Source organism: Limnospira sp. PMC 1279.21 (assembly GCF_032349615.1).
Taxonomy (GTDB): domain Bacteria; phylum Cyanobacteriota; class Cyanobacteriia; order Cyanobacteriales; family Microcoleaceae; genus Limnospira; species Limnospira fusiformis.
In genome coordinates this window covers 41,922-60,426 of the sequence record NZ_JARPLU010000009.1, presented here as the reverse complement: position 1 = coordinate 60,426, position 18,505 = coordinate 41,922, and the positions used below count along the sequence as shown (strand labels likewise).

Below are 18,505 nucleotides of genomic sequence, written 5' to 3'. Positions count from 1 at the left end.
ATTCCTCCCCGGTCTAAAGACACGGGGCTTCCACGCTCCCAAGAGGTTTACGTGATCAAGACGGTCTTAGCGGGTTGGTTTAAAGTTCGAGCATTGGATTGTCCTCCAACCAGAACCTATAGCAGTTAGTGCTAGTATTTTCACCTAAGCCAAGGGATGCGAGATGCAATGCCTAGTCCGGCGGTGTCTATACTAGCCCTAGGGTTGGCTATGGTTTGGTTGGGGGCTTTTGGTGTGGGGTAGGATTAAGAAAGTTGATGGAGAAAGAAGGCGATCGCCGCGCTACCGAGGGGAACGGTTAAATTATCAATACCTAATTTAGATACCATTTCCAACAGGGTAGCACCGAGGGCGACGGCTAGGGAGATACTCCAAATTTGCCAGGTGTTACCATAGACTGGCAGTAAAATTAGGGTGGATATTATAAAACTGGTTAAAGTCATGGTGAGGGAACCTTCCCAACTTTTTTGGCTTCCCCAGATCTGATATTTATGGTAACCGAATTTCTGACCTATGGTGGCGGCGAGACCATCTCCCCAGGTCATGACTAAAATACCTAGGGCGGCGTAGTGGGGTTGTTGGCGCGGCCAAAAACAGGCGATCAGAATACCAATGCTGATGGCGTAAAAAAATGTCCCTAAACTTTGGCGACCGACACTATTAACACTGGGGAGAATGGGGACTTTTAGGGAAATTAAGGCGATCGCTGCTGATAATACCCCGGCTGCTATACCGATGGAAGCGGGGATATCCAGCCACCAAGCTAATAAAATCACGTTTCCGGTCCCAATATGCACCACCTTTCGGGATATTTCTGGATCTACCGAAAATAGGCGGTTGAGTCCTTCAGCAATAATCAGGACTAAGGCTAACCATAGACCCACCAGAGAGATATGAAGCCAAATGTTGGGATTTGCAGTTAAATCAGAAAGCATAAATTCACAGTAGTGTATAAAATAGGAAACCAAATTCAGAATATATTGGGTTATGTTTCAAGCTCCAAGTTTGTCAATTGTCAAGATAAACTAATACTGAGATTATCTAACTGTCTGGGATATGTCCATGTCTGAAGCCGATCTCCCCCTGAATCAATCCCCCGATGAAGCAGCCATCCCAGAGTATGAAGCTGGTGTGGCGCAGCCGCTGACCCACATTTCCCACACAGGGGATGATGATTGGGAAACGGTGAATTTTCCTGATGCGATCGCTATTGATCAAATTCCTCTGGTTACAGAATCCCCAGAAAATGCCTCTGTTAGGGCGGAAGGAACAGCGCCCCAGATAGCTACTGGCGGGATTAATGAGCTTGAGGGTAGTGCGGAAACTCCTCTGATTAAAGCACTTCACGCTTGTAACCGGGATTTAATCGATCGCATTGCTGAACTGTCCGAACAACTGGAAGATTGTCATCAACAGTTAAGGGAACACAAAAGTAATTCTGATCAACAATTGCAGGAACTAGATTTTACCCGCGCACAGGTGAATCGTCTGTTCAAAAAGCTAGATGTTGCTAACCGGGTGATTCGACAACAGCAGGTTTTGGTAGAGAACCTGACTGAACAGTGGGATACGAGTCAAACTCGCATGGCTCAGATGGAAAGAGAATGTGCAATGACCCGTCAAGGTTACAATGAACAGTCCCACGAATTAGTCAGGGTTCAAAATACCTGCCGTGAGTTGCGATCGCGTTTACAACGCCAACAACGCTACACTCTTGAGTTTAAGGCGGCTTTGGATATGATGAAGGAAATTCGCCAATCTGCTGTAAGCCCAAATCCTGAGTTAATCGTTGATTCACCCTCGCCAGAGGTCAATTGTACTGATGATGAGGTATCATCGCCATCCTTTGTGATTGATTCCCAGACCATGAATTTATCTAAGGCTTCACCTGTTCAACCTTGGTCTGCTCAATTCGCACAACAAGGGTCATCGGTAGAGGAGTCAGACGAATTAACAACACCTACCCAAGGTGATGATAACCCTACCCCAGTTATGCCGCCCTTACTATCAACTAAGGAGGGTTTAGGATCTCAGGGAGAATCACCAAAGTCCGATGTTTCCGATTCCGAGGCGATCGCACCCCCACCCTCTACAGAGATATCTATTGAGTCAATTGTTCCGCCGGGTGAACCCGTGCTGGAAGAGTGGCCGAAACCTCGATTGGTAGATGAGGAACTACAGCGTATCCGCTTGGAATATGCCGCACCAGAGCCAGTAGAGGAATCAGTGGCTAACCCTCAACTAGCCGGGGTGGGGTCTGGACCAAACGGGGATAATTGGCCGGCACCTTTAATCTATCCCCAGCATCGCCGGAAGTTGGAGTCTTGGTCTGCTATTCAATTACCGACTTTCCCAAATAAGAAGGTTGAGGAAGCCGTGGAATTTTGAGTGATCGGGTCCGGTGCTGTAGCTGCTTCCAGGGTTGCTATGTGTGATATACTGATCGCCATTTGCTATTGATAAATAGTCAAATTGTCATCCGGTGGTGAGGAGTAGATCATGAAAAAGTGGCAATTGTTGACCATAACTGGTTTGGCGATGGTCGGGAGTATTCTGTCCGTTGGGTCGGCTTCTGCTCATCATCATCATTATATTGATGAGTGCAATACATTTCCGCCCCATAGACCCCATCCACAACCTAGACATGATCAGCCAACTAGATACCATGACCCCCACCCACACCATGATCCTCACCCGGTACAATACCATCGACCTCGCCGCCATCGACCTGCTCATGAGTATCCTTATACTCTGCGACCTGTGATCAACTACCAGGATTTTTATAGAAATCCCGATCTAAACCCACCCATTATCGAACCGCCTCCTCTAATGGATATGCAATCAATGGTCGATGTGAATTCGGAACGAGCATTTATAGTTTTAATTGTGTTGATTTTTTTGGGAATTTGGGGGCCGATTTTTAAACCCAAGAAAGACAGTAAATAATCCATAACATATAGGGGGGATTAATTGGAATTTGACCAACTATTTGCCACTATTGAACAGTTAGTGATGTGTCACTCTCCTAGTGGCGACGAGTCCGAAATAGATGGCTTCCTGCTCGATCGCTTTTCGGATTTGGGGGTGAAGGTGTGGAAAGACCAGGCGGAAAATGTCATCGCTGAAATACCTGGTCAAAATCCTGATGTGGCGATCGCTATTACCGGACATAAAGATGAGATAGGCGCTATTGTTAATAATATTGAACCTAACGGACGGGTCAGGATTCGGAAATTAGGGGGATCTTTTCCTTGGGTTTATGGTGAGGGAGTCGTAGACCTACGGGGAGATAATCAGACAATTTCAGGCATTCTTAGCTTTGGTTCCCGCCATATTTCCCATGAGTCCCCCCAAAAGTCTTTTCAGACTGAGAAGGCGTTAACCTGGGAGGATGCTTGGGTAGAAACTCTGCGATCGCCACAGGATTTACAAGCAGCCGGGGTGCATCCTGGTACTCGTGTAGTAGTAGGAAAACATCGCAAAAAACCTTTCCGCATGGGGGACTATATCGCTAGTTATACCCTCGACAATAAAGCCTCTTTGGCGATTTTATTAGAGTTGGCTAAACAGATTAAAAATCCTCCGGTAACCGTCTATTTGGTAGCCTCTGCTAAGGAAGAAGTGGGGGCGATCGGCGCTTTATATTTTACTAATCGCACCCGTCTGGATGCCTTAATTGCTTTAGAAATTTGTCCCCTAGCGCCAGAATATCCCATAGAATCTGGTGAGAAACCCGTGCTATTATCTCAAGATGGTTATGGCATTTATGATGAGGGGTTAAATGCTGAATTACGGAAAGCATCTCAGCGAGTAAATGTATCGATTCAATCGGCAATTATTCGGGGGTTTGGTAGTGATGCTTCTATTGCTATGAAGTTTGGGCATATTTCTAGGGCGGCTTGTTTGAGTTTTCCTACCCAAAATACTCATGGATTTGAGATTGCTCATTTAGGGGCAATTTCTCATTGCACTAGCATTTTGTTGAGTTATTGTCAAGGGTTATAATTTCCTGGATTTACAGGTCTTTATGGGATTTACAGCCATTTACAGCCATTTATGGGGTTAAACTAGAATCAGATTCAATCATGGAATTGGTGACAGATTCAGTGTAATGTGCAGTGATATGAAACCCCAAAGTTATAGCCAGCGACACAATCAGATAGCCTATCAAAAATAAAATGGCTACTTGATCAGCGGATTGTGAAGATTTGTTAAGCATAAAAGTTCATATTAAACTCTGTATTTATTATGATATCGAGTTACACTGCTAATCAATTCACCTGATGGGGTAATTTATTAGGTGATGGTTGCCAGATTTTTGCTATAATAGCTCTAATGGTGTCCGATGCGTTAGGAGGGCTGCATACTTGAAAAATAGGCAGATTTTCAGGATCAAGTTGCTTACTCTCACTTCGGCAATTTTCCTGTTGACTCCTGGGTTGTCTAGTAGAGCTGTGGAGACTAGACCTACTCTCCCTGATGCTAATTGTCGGTGTGATCTGAACGATCGCTTTGACCCTCAAGCTAAAATGCCACGGGGAATTTATCAGGGTCAGTGTATCAATTCCTGTCACCAGCGATCGCTACGACGTTTATCTGCTGCTGAGGCGGCTGAATATGGTATCGAACCCGAGGCGATCGCTGTAGCTAATGTCAGTCACCAAAATCAGTTTTGGGTCGCTAAAATTCTCCCCAACTCCGTAGCCGAAGTTATCTATCAACTGGAAAATTTCCCATCTCCTATTCCCGCCGCCCATACCCAACTAAGATTTCGTTTTTCTCCCGGTTCCGAGGTCCTGTTAATTCCTCAAATTCCCGGTTCTCCCCAGTCCCCCGTGCAGCTAAAAGACCTGATTTTTTCAGTGGAAGCTGTCGCCGTGGTGGGGGGTAACTTTGATTTGGTGGCGGGTTTCTTTGATAATTTTGCGATCGCCTATCGTTTGGTTTCTTTGGAGTCCAGAGTTCAACGGATGATTATTCAAGACGGTAATCAAGTTCAACAAATTCAATTAAATTTAACCCCAGCACAAAAAAATCAGTTACTTTTAAATGCTATAACCAAAAGCCACCAAGCTGGGTTAACTCAAATGTATAATACCCTGAATATAAATTGTACTACCGAAGTCTTTAGAATCATTGACCAAACCATTGGCTATCATAGGGCTCCTCATTCAGAAGAGGAAATTTTTATTAATGCACCTACGGGAGAACAGATATCTATGTTATTCGCCAATGGTATATTAAATCAACAGGCGATTAATCAGTTTTTGGCTGATAGTTTAGATGCCACTCAGTTACAATTTTTGCAGGAACATATCCCCACCATTTCCCCCAACGCTTTGCAACGTCGAGGGATTAAAGGAATGGCGATCGCTGATTTGAATGATGAGTTAAAAAACACTGGTGGTGGCGGGATGATTTGGTAGTATTAGCAGTCATTAACTACCCAGTTTTTTAGGGTAAATTATCATGGTGAAAAAACGGCTATTTCTGTATTCAACAATGGTGGCAACTTTAGTTATAGCCACCGGAATTCGTCAACCATCTTCAGCCAATGTACCCCTGATCAGTTCTCCCGAGTTTGAGTCCCTATGTAGGTCGGGAAATAGAGAATGCGAAATGATTGGGAAAGCCTCTCACTTCACCACCCAGTTAATCTACGAGTTATTTCAGGCGGAGAACACTGGAAATCAAGCCGCTAGACAGCAGGCGATCGCCAATATAGCCGCACTATATGAAACTGAACCTGATGCTATCAAAGTAGTCAATACCCGATTAAGATTATCGGATTTCTTTCTGGTAGAAAAAGACCAGCATCTGGGTGGCTATGCTGTTTTTTTAAGCCGGGGAGAATTGCTCCCTGGTGGTATGGAAAAAGTATCATTTGTAATTGGGTTTAAAGGTCTTTATCCTAGCTTAGAAGACCCCAACGATATCGCTGTCGCTGTCTCTGCTTTACCCGAACATCTTTATCCTGGTGCTGGTGCGTTAATTCATCAAGGGTTCCGTGATTATTCCGGTTCTGTGTTTAATCATCAAATTTCCCAAGAGATGATCAAGGATATTCTAGACCTTCAAAATAACCCGAAAACTGATGTGGAAATTGTCGTCACCGGACACAGTTTAGGTGGGTCGAGTATTCTCTATGCGGCGATGTTAGTTGATGCGGGGGTTAATCCTGAAAATTTAAAAGTTATAGTTTTTGGATCTGGACCTGTAGCACAAGCTAATTTTATTAGTCAATATCCCGATTTGATCCCTAATATTATCCGCATTGAAACTCCGGGGGATATGCTACTTTATGATGATGATTCTCCCATGAAACCTATCTATCGGGCTTTAGGTTATGTTCCCTTTGGAAGATTAATTAAAGCTACAGGAAGCGATCGCCTTAATCAACTTAACCAACAGTTTGCTATTCTCCAACAACAACAGCAGATTTCTCCATCCCCAGATTTTGATACCAAACGCCTTAACCTGCTACGACAAATCCTACAGGAAAGAATAGCGATTCATGTTTATAGTTATCGGTATTATTATCAGATTTATCGGCATCATCAAGGCGGTGGTGGTAGCTTGTGGTAAATGCCACTAATCATAACTTTTTGGGAGCTAATTTAAGCTAAAAAAGCCAGGGCTTTGTTTGTCGTTTGTGCCTTATGTAAGGCAGATTCCATGCGTTATAAACAGGCATTCATGTGTTCATTATGATGCACTTTAGTAAAACCTATTCTGGGATAACAGGTAATTACCGCATCATCTAAGTGAATTTCGCGACTTTTAAAGGCTTGCCAAATACGTTTGAGCGCAATTTTTACACCTGGTGGGTCCGAGAAAATCACCATCACAAATTGATTATTACCCCAGTAGGCTACCCAGTCGCATTCGCGTAGGTGATCCTGAATTTCTTGGGTCAGTTCCATTAACACCTGATCAGTTTTCTGATATCCCTGTTGTTGGAGGCACAGATCTAAACCCTCCATCCCCATTAGTGCCAAGGATACGGGTAGGCTGTGACGTTTAGCAATGCCTAAACACTGGTGAATGCGATTTTTGACTGCTCTAGGTTCACTGACACAACAAAAACAATCTCTGCTGTTCAGATATTCAGAGTCCTGTAACTCTGGCTGTGTAGGAATTTGAGAGTAAGAATTTGTCTCATCTAGTGGCAAGGTTATCCACTCCTGACTCGAGGCATATATCATTTATATCATGTATTGATTAGCCTTGACTATCGCGATCGCATGACATTTACGCAACTGTCCATAACCTGGGGTCAACTCCACCCCCAGACCTCTACCTAAACGGGGGTTATAGAACACAAAGACACTGGTAGTGATGTGTAAGTCGTGATAGTATCACCTACGATCGCCACATTTGAGAGTTTTAATCCTACAGTAAAAACATAGACAAGCACAGACATCAGTATCTGACTAATCACCTTAGCAACAGGGGTTATATCTATGTTAACACACAATCAACGAAGCGATCGCACCTGTAAACAGCAGCCTAAAATTATAGTCCCATCTGAACAACAATTTTTAGCAGAATTATTAGATCGTCTATGTAAACAGGTCAATCATCTCGAAAGTATATCTGAAATTTAACCACATTTAATTAGGTAAATTACCATGCAATATCCAATTTTGTCTTTGCCAGAATCCGGCACAATTCGCGAAAATATCGGACAACCAACCCTCTATATTTTCACTGCTAACAAAGCAGAAAAAGTCACACTAATTGTTTGGGCGGGAACTTTGCAAGCTGAACTTTATAGCCCTTCCGGTCGCGAATTAGCCTTTGTATCTTCGGGTCGTTGGCAGGGAAATATGCCGGAAACTGGAATATATCGGGTGATGATTTATCCACGCATTGAGTCTACCAATTGTGCTATTGAGGTTCAAATTGAACGACCATCACCAGAACCCAAACCAGAACCCGAACTAGAAGATAAAGATAATTCTAACGATACTATAAACCAAAAATTATCTAAGTATCGTTCTTTACCAGATCGCCCTATTGTAATTCGTTCAGGGGAATATAACGGGTCTGTGGGGTTCACATTATCGGCGCGCAGTATTCAACCCCTAACTATTCGTTGTCGCCAGGGTCAAATGATGAAAGTGACAGGGTTTGGAGTCGAATTAGCGATCGCCGGTCCTCATGGCAAGATTTTAGAGACAGGAACCCAAAACATTTCTACCCGGCTACCAGAAAATGGAGTTTATCGGATACTGGCTATTGGTGGGGAATTACCCCTAGATACATTAGTTTCTGTGGATGTTCGCTAATTGCCAATTTGCTGGAATTGTGACAATTTTAAAACCCGGTTTTTGGTGGAATAGGGCTAATTTTAGGGCAGACCATAACCGGGAATAACTCTTTAATATCAGGTTAATTTTCCCAGTTTCCATAAATAATAAATTAGCGGGCATTATCGCCCGCTTTCACTACTTTAAGTAAGGTAATATTTAATCAGGTTGGAGAGTCGCAAATAACCCCGATTCCGGTGCCGAGTGGGGAGAGCGATCGCTGACAATTTTCTGAGGTTTTATCAGTCCATACATTGCTGGGTTAATCTTATCAAAAATAGCCCCTAACTGTCAATAGAGTATAATAGCTGTCCATGTTCAATAACGTACTTTAATGGGATTTTGGGATTGTTAATATCTTTTCCACCTTTACTGTACCACTGTTCTTCCCACTTCCTATAAAAATATTCTAAGTCTGAGGATGTAAGTTTATAAATATACAACAAGTTGATTCCCCGGTATACTGCAAAGATCCAGTCTACTTGTCTATATTTATCAATTATGCGCGGGTTAATGTGGTGATGAGTAGAAAAACTCTTAGTTAGAGCGATATTAACTGACTTGAGTTCAAATTCATTACCATCAGCATCTTTAGCATCATTCCCCTCCCTTCCAGGTATTATTTGTAATCCAGTTACCAAAATTACCTGTAAAAGTTTACCTCCATTATCTTGAAAAATATCATTAATTCCGTGTTTAGTAGCTAGTGCTTGATACTGCTGAATATATGGAAATAACTCGTCAAGAATAGCTTTGTCTGGATGAGATTTCATAGTTACTATTCCCTCAGAAGTTCAGTAATTTCAACATCAAGCGCCTTAGCTAGACGTTCCATATTGTCAATTGACACATTACGTTCCCCACGTTCCACAGAGCCTACATAGGTTCTATGTAAACCTGCTATATCAGCTAGGTTTTCCTGGGAAAGTCCTCGCATTTTACGAATTTGCTTTAATCTTTTAGCAAAAATATTTCTAGCACTAGATGGCATATTCTGATAGCTGACATATCCTATATAATATAGGTAGTGATGACCATACATCTACAGACTATAAGTAGCATAATTAATAAATCATGACCACAGAACAGATTAAATTTCCACTAGATCTCACAAAAATCAATAGCAAACCCAGTTATTATACTGGTCTGGGGGCTGCATTCTGTGGGGATTCTTTGCAATTGTTAAATCAGCTTCCTGATCAGAGCATTAACCTAGTCTTAACCAGTCCACCTTTTGCACTACAAAGACAAAAAGAATATGGAAATAAAACCCAGAGCGAATATATTGAATGGTTAGCCCAATTTGCCAGAGTTGTCTATCAAAAGTTGAAAGATGATGGCAGCTTTGTTTTAGATTTAGGTGGTGCTTATGAAAAGGGAAAACCTGTTAGAAGTTTGTATAATTTTAGGGTTCCTATTTATTTTTGCGATCGCATTGGTTTTTTCCTGGCTGAAGATTTTTATTGGTTTAATCCTTCCAAGTTACCAAGTCCTATAGAATGGGTTAACAAACGCAAGATTAGGGTCAAAGATTCAATCAATACAGTTTGGTGGTTTAGTAAGTCGGAATTTCCCAAATCCGATGTAACTAAAGTATTGACTGATTATAGCCCCAGAATGCAAAAACTGCTGGCTGATCCTGACAAGTTTTATAATGCCAAAAAGCGCCCATCTGGACATGATATTAGCAAATCCTTTGCTAAAAATAACGGCGGTGCAATTCCTTGTAATCTCTTGCAAATTCCTAATACAGATTCCAATAGCCAATATCTCAGGGGATGTAAAGCCTTGGGATTAAAAGCTCATCCTGCACGTTTTCCCAGTCAACTGCCTAAGTTTTTTATTCAACTTTTAACAGACCCCGGAGATATAGTCGTTGATATATTTTCTGGTTCTAATACCACGGGATTTGTGGCTGAACAGGAATGCCGCCATTGGTTGGCTTTTGAGACAGATTTAGAATATGTGGCGACTTCTTCGTTACGCTTTATGGAAGACAAGATTAATCAGCAGGATTTAAGTTTACTGCATCAAAAAGTTATGTTAGGTGAATCAGTCCCCCTTCTTCCTCATTCCCGGCAATTACAGCTTTTTTAATATCAGTTTACCCATCATATATCAGTATATATAGGATTGACCCGATTAACTCATAAAATAGCGGGCATTATCGCCCGCTTTCACTACTTTAAGTAAGGTAATATTTAATCAGGTTGGAGAGTCGCAAATAACCCCGACTCCGGTGCCGAGTGGGGAGAGCGATCGCCATTAGCCAAAGCCTTCACCTCCACAGTAACATTAGTAGCAGATGGTTGATTTAATGCCTTAATACAGAGTTCCGCAATATCCTCTCGACTGACTTTCCCCTTAATAGTATCTCCTTGGTCGAACATCAAAGCCTCGCCGCCAGGTTCTTCCGTCATAGCACAGGGGCGAATAATCGTATAGGGAATATTACTCGATCGCACTACATTTTCCCCTCGCAATTTCCAGGTTAAAATACCTCCCAATTGGTCATTCATTCGCACCGCCGGAGGTTCTTCGTCTAAATTTAATCCTGGTTTTCCCGGACGAGTGACACCCGCAGAACTCACCATCACCAGGCGAGGTTTAGCCGCATTTCCGTAGGCTTTAATCGATTCAATTTGCAGTTGAAACATACCCGCTTCAAACTTAGGGTTTAACTCCCCATCATATTCAAACTTACTCAGCATCAATTGAAACGCATAGACCGATTTTGAGTTAAACCCGGGATTATCTTTAAGGGTTTTGGCACGAAACACAGGAATCAATTGTTCAAAAGGAATCCTGATAGTCATGGGAATATTATAAACCGTATCAAAGGAATAGCAATAACCAATACTATCCCACTTTTCATCACTGCGGGCAATAAACTTATAACGCTTGCCATCTCCTTTCACCCGCAGTTCAATTCCCGCAAACTCCGATAAATCTAAAGGCGGTTCAAAATTCCGAGTTCTGACAGAGACAAACCCCCCAGAATTAGCCGTCGAAACATTGCCCGTAAATAAAGCAGCATCCCCAATTAGTCGCAGGGAACTTTCACTAACTCCCCCCATCACCACATCATCTAAAGCCCCCCAAGTCGCCTTTAGTTCAGCGTCTGGCTTGGTAAAATCAAACAGAATTTTTTGACCAGAATTTCGCAAGGTATTAGGGGTAGCATTAATCAGATTTTGAATGCCTTTATATTCCACCAATTCGGGAATATCAACCACCTCCGGCATATAAAATTTAACCCCTTGATAGTATTTTTCGCGGGTGGGGGTATCCCCTTCTACGGGTTGGACTCGGGTTCCTGAACAACAAATAATTGCCGTCACGTCCTGCATGACTTGGGGGGTAAGGGTTTCGGGGATGGTTAAATCAGCCTCCATGATATCAACCTTATTTCCCAGCATTTCTAGTCCCCGTTTCCGGTCTCGAACCAAGGCCCTTACTTTGATACCCTGTTGCTGGAGGCGTTTAACCACCCGCTTACCTACTCCCCCCGTCGCACCGACCACTAGGACGACTTCAGAGGGGGGACTCGGTGGCTTGGCTTCCCCCCCAAATAGCTTCTGTAGCCACCGACAACTACCTAGAAACGGAATTACGCCAAAATAGTTGAGGGTTTTTACAAACCGATTGATGTCCCAAGGTGCTTTTTTATTTTCTGTAGCCATATCTGTCCTTCAGGTGTTGCTGTTTACTATATTAAGATATGTTACAGAATCTAGGGGGTCGGTGATTACCCGTTCTCTGGCGGTGGGTATTTGTGCTAAGGTGTGGGTTAGACGGATAGCATGATATTCATTCTATGGAAAACATTGATTGGGAAACTGCGATCGCAGCGGGATTAGCTGGCCTAATTTTTTTAGGTGCGATGCTGATGATGTTCACCAATTTTTGGACAACAGCCCTGCGGAAAAAAGATGATTAAATTTTGGCAAAGATTCAGTATTTCCTGGGAAAACTCAGCTACACTTTAGGAAGTTCTACCATTATAAATTACCATGATTTTAGATGTAAATAGTGTCGCCGAATTTTCCCGCGCTAATTGTGGGATGATTTGCGCCTTCTTAGTCCCCATGAATTTAATCGCTACTCTGCAAACGATGATTTTTACAGCGGTGGGACGTTCTCAGCAGCAAATGTTATTGATGGTGGGATTTGCGAGTTTATATGCTGGGGTTCTAGTGGCTCATGTTTGGACTTGGTTTGCGATCGGTGTGGTGATGGCTCCCACATTTATTCTGTTATTTTTGGCCGCGGTTTGTGTGAGCATTAATATTTGGGCGATCGCTAAACCCACCCATATATCTCGCCTAATTCAATTAGTGATTTCCCTGGGCAAAAATACCCTACAACCGAACACCTAAGCCTCATCAATATGGTAGTAGCTTAGGGGTGGCTGCCATCGCCTTTTGGTGTCACCAACAACAACAATTATAGCCCAGTTTCCCGCAACCGGGTTATAGCAGAGCCATGTCCGATGCTCAGGGATTGAATGCTAATTTCACCGGTTCATCGTGCCAAGTTTTGCAACCACTGGAGGAGATGGGCAATCAAATCGGGGTCGCTTTCTAGGAATTGCGGTAATCGGCACTCGGGGAGGCGTTGGGGGACAATCACCGCCATGGGGGGATGGCTAAAGCGGGCGAGTTTATTGAGTACCGCGATATCAAAGCCTTGGGGGGGTGGGTCGGTGGGTTCTTCGTAGAGGATGAGGGCAATTGGATGGTCGCTGAGGTCATCCTCGCAGTAGGCTTGTAATTCGGCAATGGTACGGGGTTTACCGTCGGGACTGGGGGGACATCCGGCTTTTTTCAAGGTGGTGTAGATTTGCAAGGCGGGGTTACTAGGGTCGCTGAAGCGGCTGCCATCGATGCAAATGGCTTGGCAGTTGACGGGGTGGGTTTGGATGGCTTGGTTGAGGATTTGGGGGACAAGGGCGAGGTTACACTGTTGAATAAAGGGGGTCGGGGTGGCGGCGAGATTGTGCCATGCTTGATAAAATTCGGGATAGGGGAGGTTTTCGGCACAGTCCCAGATGACTTCGTAGCATTTAGCGAATCGTTTAAAGTTGTCTCTGTAGGTTTCATCGCTGAGGCAGTCTTTTAAGGCGGAGACGACTCCTGCATATTGTTCAGGTGTGGTGAGGATTTTCCCTAAACTATCTGCCGCCTGAATACGGGTAAATTTATCCTCAGTAGTGCGGATAATTTCAAGCAATCCAGCGATCGCCTTGGGATTTCCTGGGTCGATTTTCCCTAAACTATCTGCCGCCCACCTACGGCTATTTTCATTCTCAGTAGTGCGGATAATTTCAAGCAATACAGCGATCGCCAAGGGTCTAATGGTTTGTGGTATCACCTCTCTCGCCGCTTCTTTGATGGGGTCTAAAAAGGTTCGCCATTCCTGTTTTTCAGTATTGAAATAACCAAACCCCCACTTCACCACCTGCCGCACCATCTCGGTAGCCAGAGAACAAGCCTTAAATTGATTAATCCCAGCAGCAGCCAGCAAATAGGCTTGATCTCCATAAAAATCTCTGACCCCACCCTTAAATTCAACCAACGCCCGAATAAACTCCTCCTTCTTCTGGGCCTTAATATCCTTACGCCCCAACCAACACAAAATCACCTGCTTCCACTGCTGCTCAAAAATCCGATACCGCATCCCCGCCACCGGAAAATTAACATGATTCCGAGGCATAAAATAATCCCAATCCTCCACCGTCAAGGCTGCAAAATACTCCTGAAACGTCGCATGATAAAAGGCAAAAATACTACTATCGCCGCGTCCATCTCTGCCCACCCGATTTAACCAACCCAACCGCAACACCAAATCAGCCCACGAAGTCTTACAGCTTGTTCGATATTTAATTAGTACAGTAACCGCATTTAGTAAACCAGTTCTTAAACGTATTTCTATCAGCATTAGAGCCAGTTTAATTAACTGTTCTAGTGCTTCCATTGCTCGTGTTGGAAACATTCTGACCACTGACTTAACCGTTGACCACAACATTTCAATAGGATTGAAATCTGGTGAGTAGGGTGGTAAATATTCTACTCTGGCTCCCGTAGCAGTGATCATTTCTTCAATGCCCTCCATTTTATGGATATTAAGGTTATCCATAACTACGACATCCCCTGGATTCAGTCTCGGAACCAAGTCCTGTTCAATAAAATCCTGAAAATCTTTACCTTTCATAGAGCCTTCTATGACTTTTTTAGCTACCACTCTTTCGATACTTATGGCTCCAATTCAGGTAATTTTTCTGCCTTAATAAAAGGGTCTTAAACATCATGCTTTTTTGCCTTTTTTACTCCTAGCCATAGAGGGACTCATCCCTACACAGAAAGCTGTCTCATCAATGAATATCATTTTTGAGGTACATCTCTCACCCGCTCTCGGTAATCAAATCGCTGTTGTTGACCTTCTTCCGTTGCTACCTTTTCTGACCGGTAAGTTTTTTTTAAGAGTTAGTTCTTCTTTTTTGAGGAATTCACACATTCCTCCGACGCTGACATAAACATCCAGCTCATTTAGGAGATGTTCTCGATACTGTCGAACTGTCCCATCTGGGTAATCTTGTACCATCTGAATAATAAAGTCTCGATAAGATTCTAGCTGGCTAGGACGATTGAGCCCGGGCTTTTGAGGAGTTATATCTTGAGTTTCTCGATATTTTTTTGATATAACTATGAACAGTAGCAGGACTCATCATAAATTGCTCTGCAAGTTGCCTAATTGAGCCTTGGCCTAATTGATAGGCGGTGACCACTTTTTTCCTAAGAGCAACAGAATAACGGCTCATGGGTGAATCCAGTTGGAATTGAGTTTAGCCCTAGTTGATCACCAAGTTGTTATAGGTATTCATTGTTACACATATTTAATGAACAAGCTGTCATAGCGCTTTCCAGTCCCTTGGGGAGAAAGTACACCCCACTCATCCAGTTTTCCAAGTCTACGGTAGCGCCAAAATCTGCTAAAATGGCAGGGGATACGGTGGGGGTCAGAATCCACAACCGGGGTGATTCTCCGGGAGCGAGCCGTCTTTTTTCCCGAGTGGCTTGGCGTTCCCATTGCGCCTTCATGTCTAGGAGCTTCACCAGACAACTGCGAATTTCTCTGGGTTTAACGGGATTGCTAAAAGGCTCAAAAACCGCTGGGGTGGTGGCTAATTTTCCCAATAAGCCTAGGTTACTAGCTGAGGCGATATTTTCCGGGCGGGGTGTGAAAAAGATGTCAATTTCTCGCCTTTCTGAAGCCATGGTTTTGCTGGTTTCAGTTGCACCTAATTGCTTTAAGAGTTCCTGGATATATTGTTTGGTGAATTGGTCGTAGATCAATCTGGTCATTTATAGCTGTTTTCGAGGTCTCTAATTATTAATTATACTCTAGTCTGGCTCCGACAGCAGCCCTCAATTGCTGCCTTCACCACCCCCCGACTGAGAAACCGGGTTTCTTTGAGAAACCGGGTTTCTTGACCCCCCCCCGACTCAGAAACCGGGTGATTTTCGTTATGATGTCTTGCCATGGGGGTAGTTTTTTGAAATAATAGCCAGGTATCAGTTAAACTAATCAACAAATCCAATCAATGGGAGGGTACGATCGCCAATGATTTTATCTCGTGGTAAGTTTTTAATAATCAGCTTGCTGCTAACTACTTTCTTGGGAGGCTGTTTGAGGGGAAAAGTACAGCAATGCGAAAAACTAATTGATGTGGTACACCGGGGTAATTCCTTAATTACAGCCCAAAGCGATCGCTACGATATAGCGACTACCAAACAGTTAGCCCTAGCACTTGATGGCATCGCTAACCAAGTAGAAAAACTAGATATTCACAACGAGGAATTACAAACTTTTCAAAATGGTTATAGCCAGAGTTTCCGGGAGATAGCCATAGGTCTCACCCAAACGGCTCAGGTGCTGGAAACCGGACAAACTATCCCCGTTAGCTTTCAAGGACGACAACAACTTAAACAAGCCAAACAACAAATGCACCAAGCCACAATCAGGACTCAGCAAGCAGGCGATCGCCATGATAATATAACCCAGGAAATGCTAGTTTCTTGTCCGCCGAAATCGACTAATTAATGGTGAATTTCTAGCAGTAAAACATAGTTACCTAGGCGCAATTTTTCCGACCAAAGTTCATACTCCAGTCGCAAAAATTCTGGCAGGGGATAACCAACTAAAGTTAGGTCGCGGGTAAAATTTCGCAGGCGAATTTGATTCGGTAAAGACTCCGACTGACCCTGAAGATAATAACGACTGAGCCCGTACATCCCTTTTTGCCATAGGTGACGATAGCTAAAGTTGCTTTTTCCCTGCATAGTCATGACAGCACGACCGGGGGACACTTCCAACCATAGCAGTCTGGGTTGATGAGATAATGGTACAATTGGGGATAGATCGCCATCACTCTCCAATTGCCAATCTAACAGATCTGGTTCCTGTAGGATCAAGTGAAACTGCTGTTTGTCTTTTTGGTAAAGGGTAGCCGCCGTCTCAATTTGCGATCGCAGCGGTAAATCCGTAGAAATCCAAGATAGACGAACAGGCTTACGGTGATGAGTGAGCATAAAATATCTTGTTAATTGATAGGATTTTCAGTCCTGATAGCAACTCAGGACCCCCAAAGCGATAGGATCTTAATATTAATCCTTACCTACATCTATCCTAATGCCATCTGTAGTTGTCACCCTAGAAAATACAGAAAAACAACAGAAACTCAAAATTGACCCTCCCTCTTGCGGTTTATCCCTCCAGGGTCGCCTTCGCATTCCCGGCGATAAATCTATCTCCCACCGTGCTTTAATGTTAGGAGCCCTAGCAGAAGGAGTTACCACCATTGAGGGTTTACTCTTGGGTGCAGACCCTCGCAGCACCGCTGAATGTTTCTCTGGGTTGGGGGCAGAAATTTCCGAGTTGAACTCACAACAGATTAAGGTGAAAGGCTGTGGTATCGGTAATTTACAGGAACCCGATCGCATCCTTGATGCTGGCAATTCTGGCACTACCATGAGGCTAATGCTGGGGATTTTGGCTTCTCACCCCGATCGCCTCTTTACTATCACAGGGGATAGTTCCCTGGTCAAAAGACCAATGGATCGGGTGATTGCACCTCTCACCCAAATGGGGGCGACTATTTGGGGACGGCGATCGGGTTCTTTCGCTCCTCTGGCGGTTCATGGTCAACAACTGCAACCGATTCATTATCATTCCCCCATCGCTTCGGCTCAGGTCAAGTCCTGTATTTTGTTGGCTGGATTGATGGTAGAAGGGGCTACAACCGTGACGGAACCCGCCTTGTCACGGGACCACACGGAACGAATGCTAAAGGCGTTTGGGGCGCAATTAACGGTCAATCCAGACACTAACAGCGTGACGGTGTTCGGACCGGCTAAATTGCAGGGGCAAACTGTGATTGTCCCCGGTGATATCAGTTCCGCTGCTTTCTGGTTGGTGGCGGCTTCTATTGTTCCGGGTTCCGATATAACCATCGAAAATGTGGGGGTTAATCCCACCCGGACGGGGATTTTGGAGGCTATGGCTATGATGGGGGCTGATATTCAATCCCAAGGAGAACGACTTGTGGCGGGGGAACCTGTGGCAGATTTACGAGTCCGTTTCTCGCCATTAAAAGCCTGTGAAATTAAGGGGGATTTGATTCCTCGGTTAATTGATGAAATTCCGATTTTGGCAGTGGCGGCGGCTTTTGCCGAGGGTACTACTACCATCCGAGATGCGGCGGAATTGCGGGTTAAAGAAAGCGATCGCATTCAGGTTATGGCTACGGAATTGACTAAAATGGGGGCGAAAATTTCCGAGTTACCTGATGGTTTAGAAATTACTGGTGGCTTCCCTTTGCGCGGCGCTGAAGTTGACAGTGACACGGATCATCGTATCGCTATGAGTTTGGCGATCGCTGCTTTAAATGCGGCGGGTTCTACCACTATTCATCGCGCCGAAGCGGCGGCTATTTCCTACCCGGATTTTGTGGGAAGTTTACAGCAATTGATAATTAATAATTAATAATTAATAATTGTGGAGGGAGGCGGGTTCGACTGTCAATTATTGGCTGAGAAACCCGGTTTCTTGGAGAAACCGGGTTTCTTGACTGGTGGGAGGTTTCTTGACTGGTGGGAGGTTTCTTGACTGGTGGGAGGTTTCTTGACTGGTGG

At 44.0% G+C, this 18,505-nt stretch carries 20 protein-coding genes and 2 pseudogenes; 12 read left to right on the top strand and 10 right to left on the bottom strand.

What is annotated here, in order from left to right:
• Nucleotides 1–245: 245 nt before the first annotated feature.
• A complete protein-coding gene (locus P5683_RS02815) occupies nt 246–935 on the bottom strand; it encodes a diacylglycerol/polyprenol kinase family protein (RefSeq protein ID WP_006623984.1) in 690 nt (229 codons plus the stop codon).
• Nucleotides 936–1,062: 127 nt separating this feature from the next.
• Between P5683_RS02815 and P5683_RS02810 the strand changes: the two genes are divergently transcribed.
• The 5 genes from P5683_RS02810 to P5683_RS02790 all read left to right on the top strand — a co-directional run bounded on the left by P5683_RS02810 (nt 1,063) and on the right by P5683_RS02790 (nt 6,585).
• Nucleotides 1,063–2,388 carry a hypothetical protein gene (locus P5683_RS02810; RefSeq protein WP_006623983.1) on the top strand — a complete coding sequence of 442 codons (1,326 nt, stop codon included), beginning with the start codon at nt 1,063–1,065 and terminating at the stop codon, nt 2,386–2,388.
• Between the two features lie 111 nt (nt 2,389–2,499).
• Nucleotides 2,500–2,946 carry a hypothetical protein gene (locus P5683_RS02805; protein ID WP_006623982.1) on the top strand — a complete coding sequence of 149 codons (447 nt, stop codon included), beginning with the start codon at nt 2,500–2,502 and terminating at the stop codon, nt 2,944–2,946.
• 24 nt (nt 2,947–2,970) lie between these two features.
• Nucleotides 2,971–4,005: a M42 family metallopeptidase gene (locus tag P5683_RS02800; protein WP_006623981.1), complete on the top strand. Its 1,035-nt coding sequence runs from the start codon at nt 2,971–2,973 to the stop codon at nt 4,003–4,005.
• A 392-nt stretch (nt 4,006–4,397) separates the two neighbouring features.
• Nucleotides 4,398–5,426: a DUF4105 domain-containing protein gene (locus P5683_RS02795; protein ID WP_231296335.1), complete on the top strand. Its 1,029-nt coding sequence runs from the start codon at nt 4,398–4,400 to the stop codon at nt 5,424–5,426.
• 43 nt (nt 5,427–5,469) lie between these two features.
• Nucleotides 5,470–6,585: a lipase family protein gene (locus P5683_RS02790; protein WP_315640826.1), complete on the top strand. Its 1,116-nt coding sequence runs from the start codon at nt 5,470–5,472 to the stop codon at nt 6,583–6,585.
• Nucleotides 6,586–6,680: 95 nt separating this feature from the next.
• Here P5683_RS02790 and P5683_RS02785 read toward each other — a convergent pair whose 3' ends face one another.
• Nucleotides 6,681–7,172, bottom strand: coding sequence for a diguanylate cyclase domain-containing protein (locus P5683_RS02785; protein WP_315640825.1), 492 nt, complete (start codon nt 7,170–7,172; stop codon nt 6,681–6,683).
• 291 nt (nt 7,173–7,463) lie between these two features.
• On the opposite strand from P5683_RS02785, the gene P5683_RS02780 reads away from it, so the two are divergent.
• Both P5683_RS02780 and P5683_RS02775 read left to right on the top strand, forming a co-directional pair.
• Nucleotides 7,464–7,607 (top strand): hypothetical protein, encoded by a 144-nt coding sequence (locus P5683_RS02780; protein ID WP_006623975.1) that lies wholly within the window; start codon nt 7,464–7,466, stop codon nt 7,605–7,607.
• Between the two features lie 24 nt (nt 7,608–7,631).
• Entirely contained in the window at nt 7,632–8,291 is a 660-nt protein-coding gene (locus tag P5683_RS02775; RefSeq protein ID WP_006623974.1) for a hypothetical protein, read from the top strand.
• 305 nt (nt 8,292–8,596) lie between these two features.
• Here the strand turns inward: P5683_RS02775 and P5683_RS02770 are convergent, their stop codons facing one another.
• Nucleotides 8,597–9,085 (bottom strand): type II restriction endonuclease PvuII, encoded by a 489-nt coding sequence (locus P5683_RS02770; RefSeq protein WP_006623972.1) that lies wholly within the window; start codon nt 9,083–9,085, stop codon nt 8,597–8,599.
• A 5-nt stretch (nt 9,086–9,090) separates the two neighbouring features.
• Entirely contained in the window at nt 9,091–9,303 is a 213-nt protein-coding gene (locus P5683_RS02765; RefSeq protein WP_006623971.1) for a helix-turn-helix domain-containing protein, read from the bottom strand.
• Nucleotides 9,304–9,386: 83 nt separating this feature from the next.
• Here P5683_RS02765 and P5683_RS02760 point away from each other — a divergent pair, with 83 nt between their 5' ends.
• Nucleotides 9,387–10,409: a site-specific DNA-methyltransferase gene (locus tag P5683_RS02760; RefSeq protein WP_006623970.1), complete on the top strand. Its 1,023-nt coding sequence runs from the start codon at nt 9,387–9,389 to the stop codon at nt 10,407–10,409.
• A gap of 104 nt (nt 10,410–10,513) precedes the next feature.
• On the opposite strand, the gene P5683_RS02755 is transcribed toward P5683_RS02760, so the two are convergent.
• A complete protein-coding gene (locus tag P5683_RS02755) occupies nt 10,514–11,995 on the bottom strand; it encodes a CIA30 family protein (protein ID WP_315640823.1) in 1,482 nt (493 codons plus the stop codon).
• 134 nt (nt 11,996–12,129) lie between these two features.
• Here P5683_RS02755 and P5683_RS02750 point away from each other — a divergent pair, with 134 nt between their 5' ends.
• Nucleotides 12,130–12,252, top strand: coding sequence for a hypothetical protein (locus P5683_RS02750; RefSeq protein WP_315640822.1), 123 nt, complete (start codon nt 12,130–12,132; stop codon nt 12,250–12,252).
• A 73-nt stretch (nt 12,253–12,325) separates the two neighbouring features.
• A complete protein-coding gene (locus P5683_RS02745; protein ID WP_111892899.1) occupies nt 12,326–12,691 on the top strand; it encodes a hypothetical protein in 366 nt (121 codons plus the stop codon).
• A 145-nt stretch (nt 12,692–12,836) separates the two neighbouring features.
• On the opposite strand, the gene P5683_RS02740 is transcribed toward P5683_RS02745, so the two are convergent.
• The 4 genes and pseudogenes from P5683_RS02740 to P5683_RS02730 form a co-directional block, all read right to left on the bottom strand.
• A complete protein-coding gene (locus P5683_RS02740; protein WP_396442551.1) occupies nt 12,837–13,991 on the bottom strand; it encodes a HEAT repeat domain-containing protein in 1,155 nt (384 codons plus the stop codon).
• 202 nt (nt 13,992–14,193) lie between these two features.
• A pseudogene (locus tag P5683_RS26375) lies at nt 14,194–15,132 on the bottom strand (IS630 family transposase).
• 91 nt (nt 15,133–15,223) lie between these two features.
• Nucleotides 15,224–15,676, bottom strand: a pseudogene (locus P5683_RS02735) (hypothetical protein); the annotation flags it as partial.
• Nucleotides 15,677–15,708: 32 nt separating this feature from the next.
• Nucleotides 15,709–15,903 (bottom strand): hypothetical protein, encoded by a 195-nt coding sequence (locus P5683_RS02730; protein WP_315639424.1) that lies wholly within the window; start codon nt 15,901–15,903, stop codon nt 15,709–15,711.
• A 32-nt stretch (nt 15,904–15,935) separates the two neighbouring features.
• Between P5683_RS02730 and P5683_RS02725 the strand changes: the two genes are divergently transcribed.
• Nucleotides 15,936–16,415, top strand: coding sequence for a hypothetical protein (locus P5683_RS02725; protein WP_006623960.1), 480 nt, complete (start codon nt 15,936–15,938; stop codon nt 16,413–16,415).
• On the opposite strand, the gene P5683_RS02720 is transcribed toward P5683_RS02725, so the two are convergent.
• The gene (locus P5683_RS02720) at nt 16,412–16,903 is read right to left on the bottom strand and encodes a hypothetical protein (RefSeq protein WP_006623959.1); all 492 of its coding nucleotides are present in this window, start codon (nt 16,901–16,903) and stop codon (nt 16,412–16,414) included. The two genes, P5683_RS02725 and P5683_RS02720, sit on opposite strands and share 4 nt — an antisense overlap.
• 100 nt (nt 16,904–17,003) lie before the next feature.
• On the opposite strand from P5683_RS02720, the gene aroA reads away from it, so the two are divergent.
• Nucleotides 17,004–18,356 (top strand): 3-phosphoshikimate 1-carboxyvinyltransferase, encoded by a 1,353-nt coding sequence (gene aroA, locus P5683_RS02715; RefSeq protein ID WP_006623958.1) that lies wholly within the window; start codon nt 17,004–17,006, stop codon nt 18,354–18,356.
• The last annotated feature ends 149 nt before the right edge of the window (nt 18,357–18,505 follow it).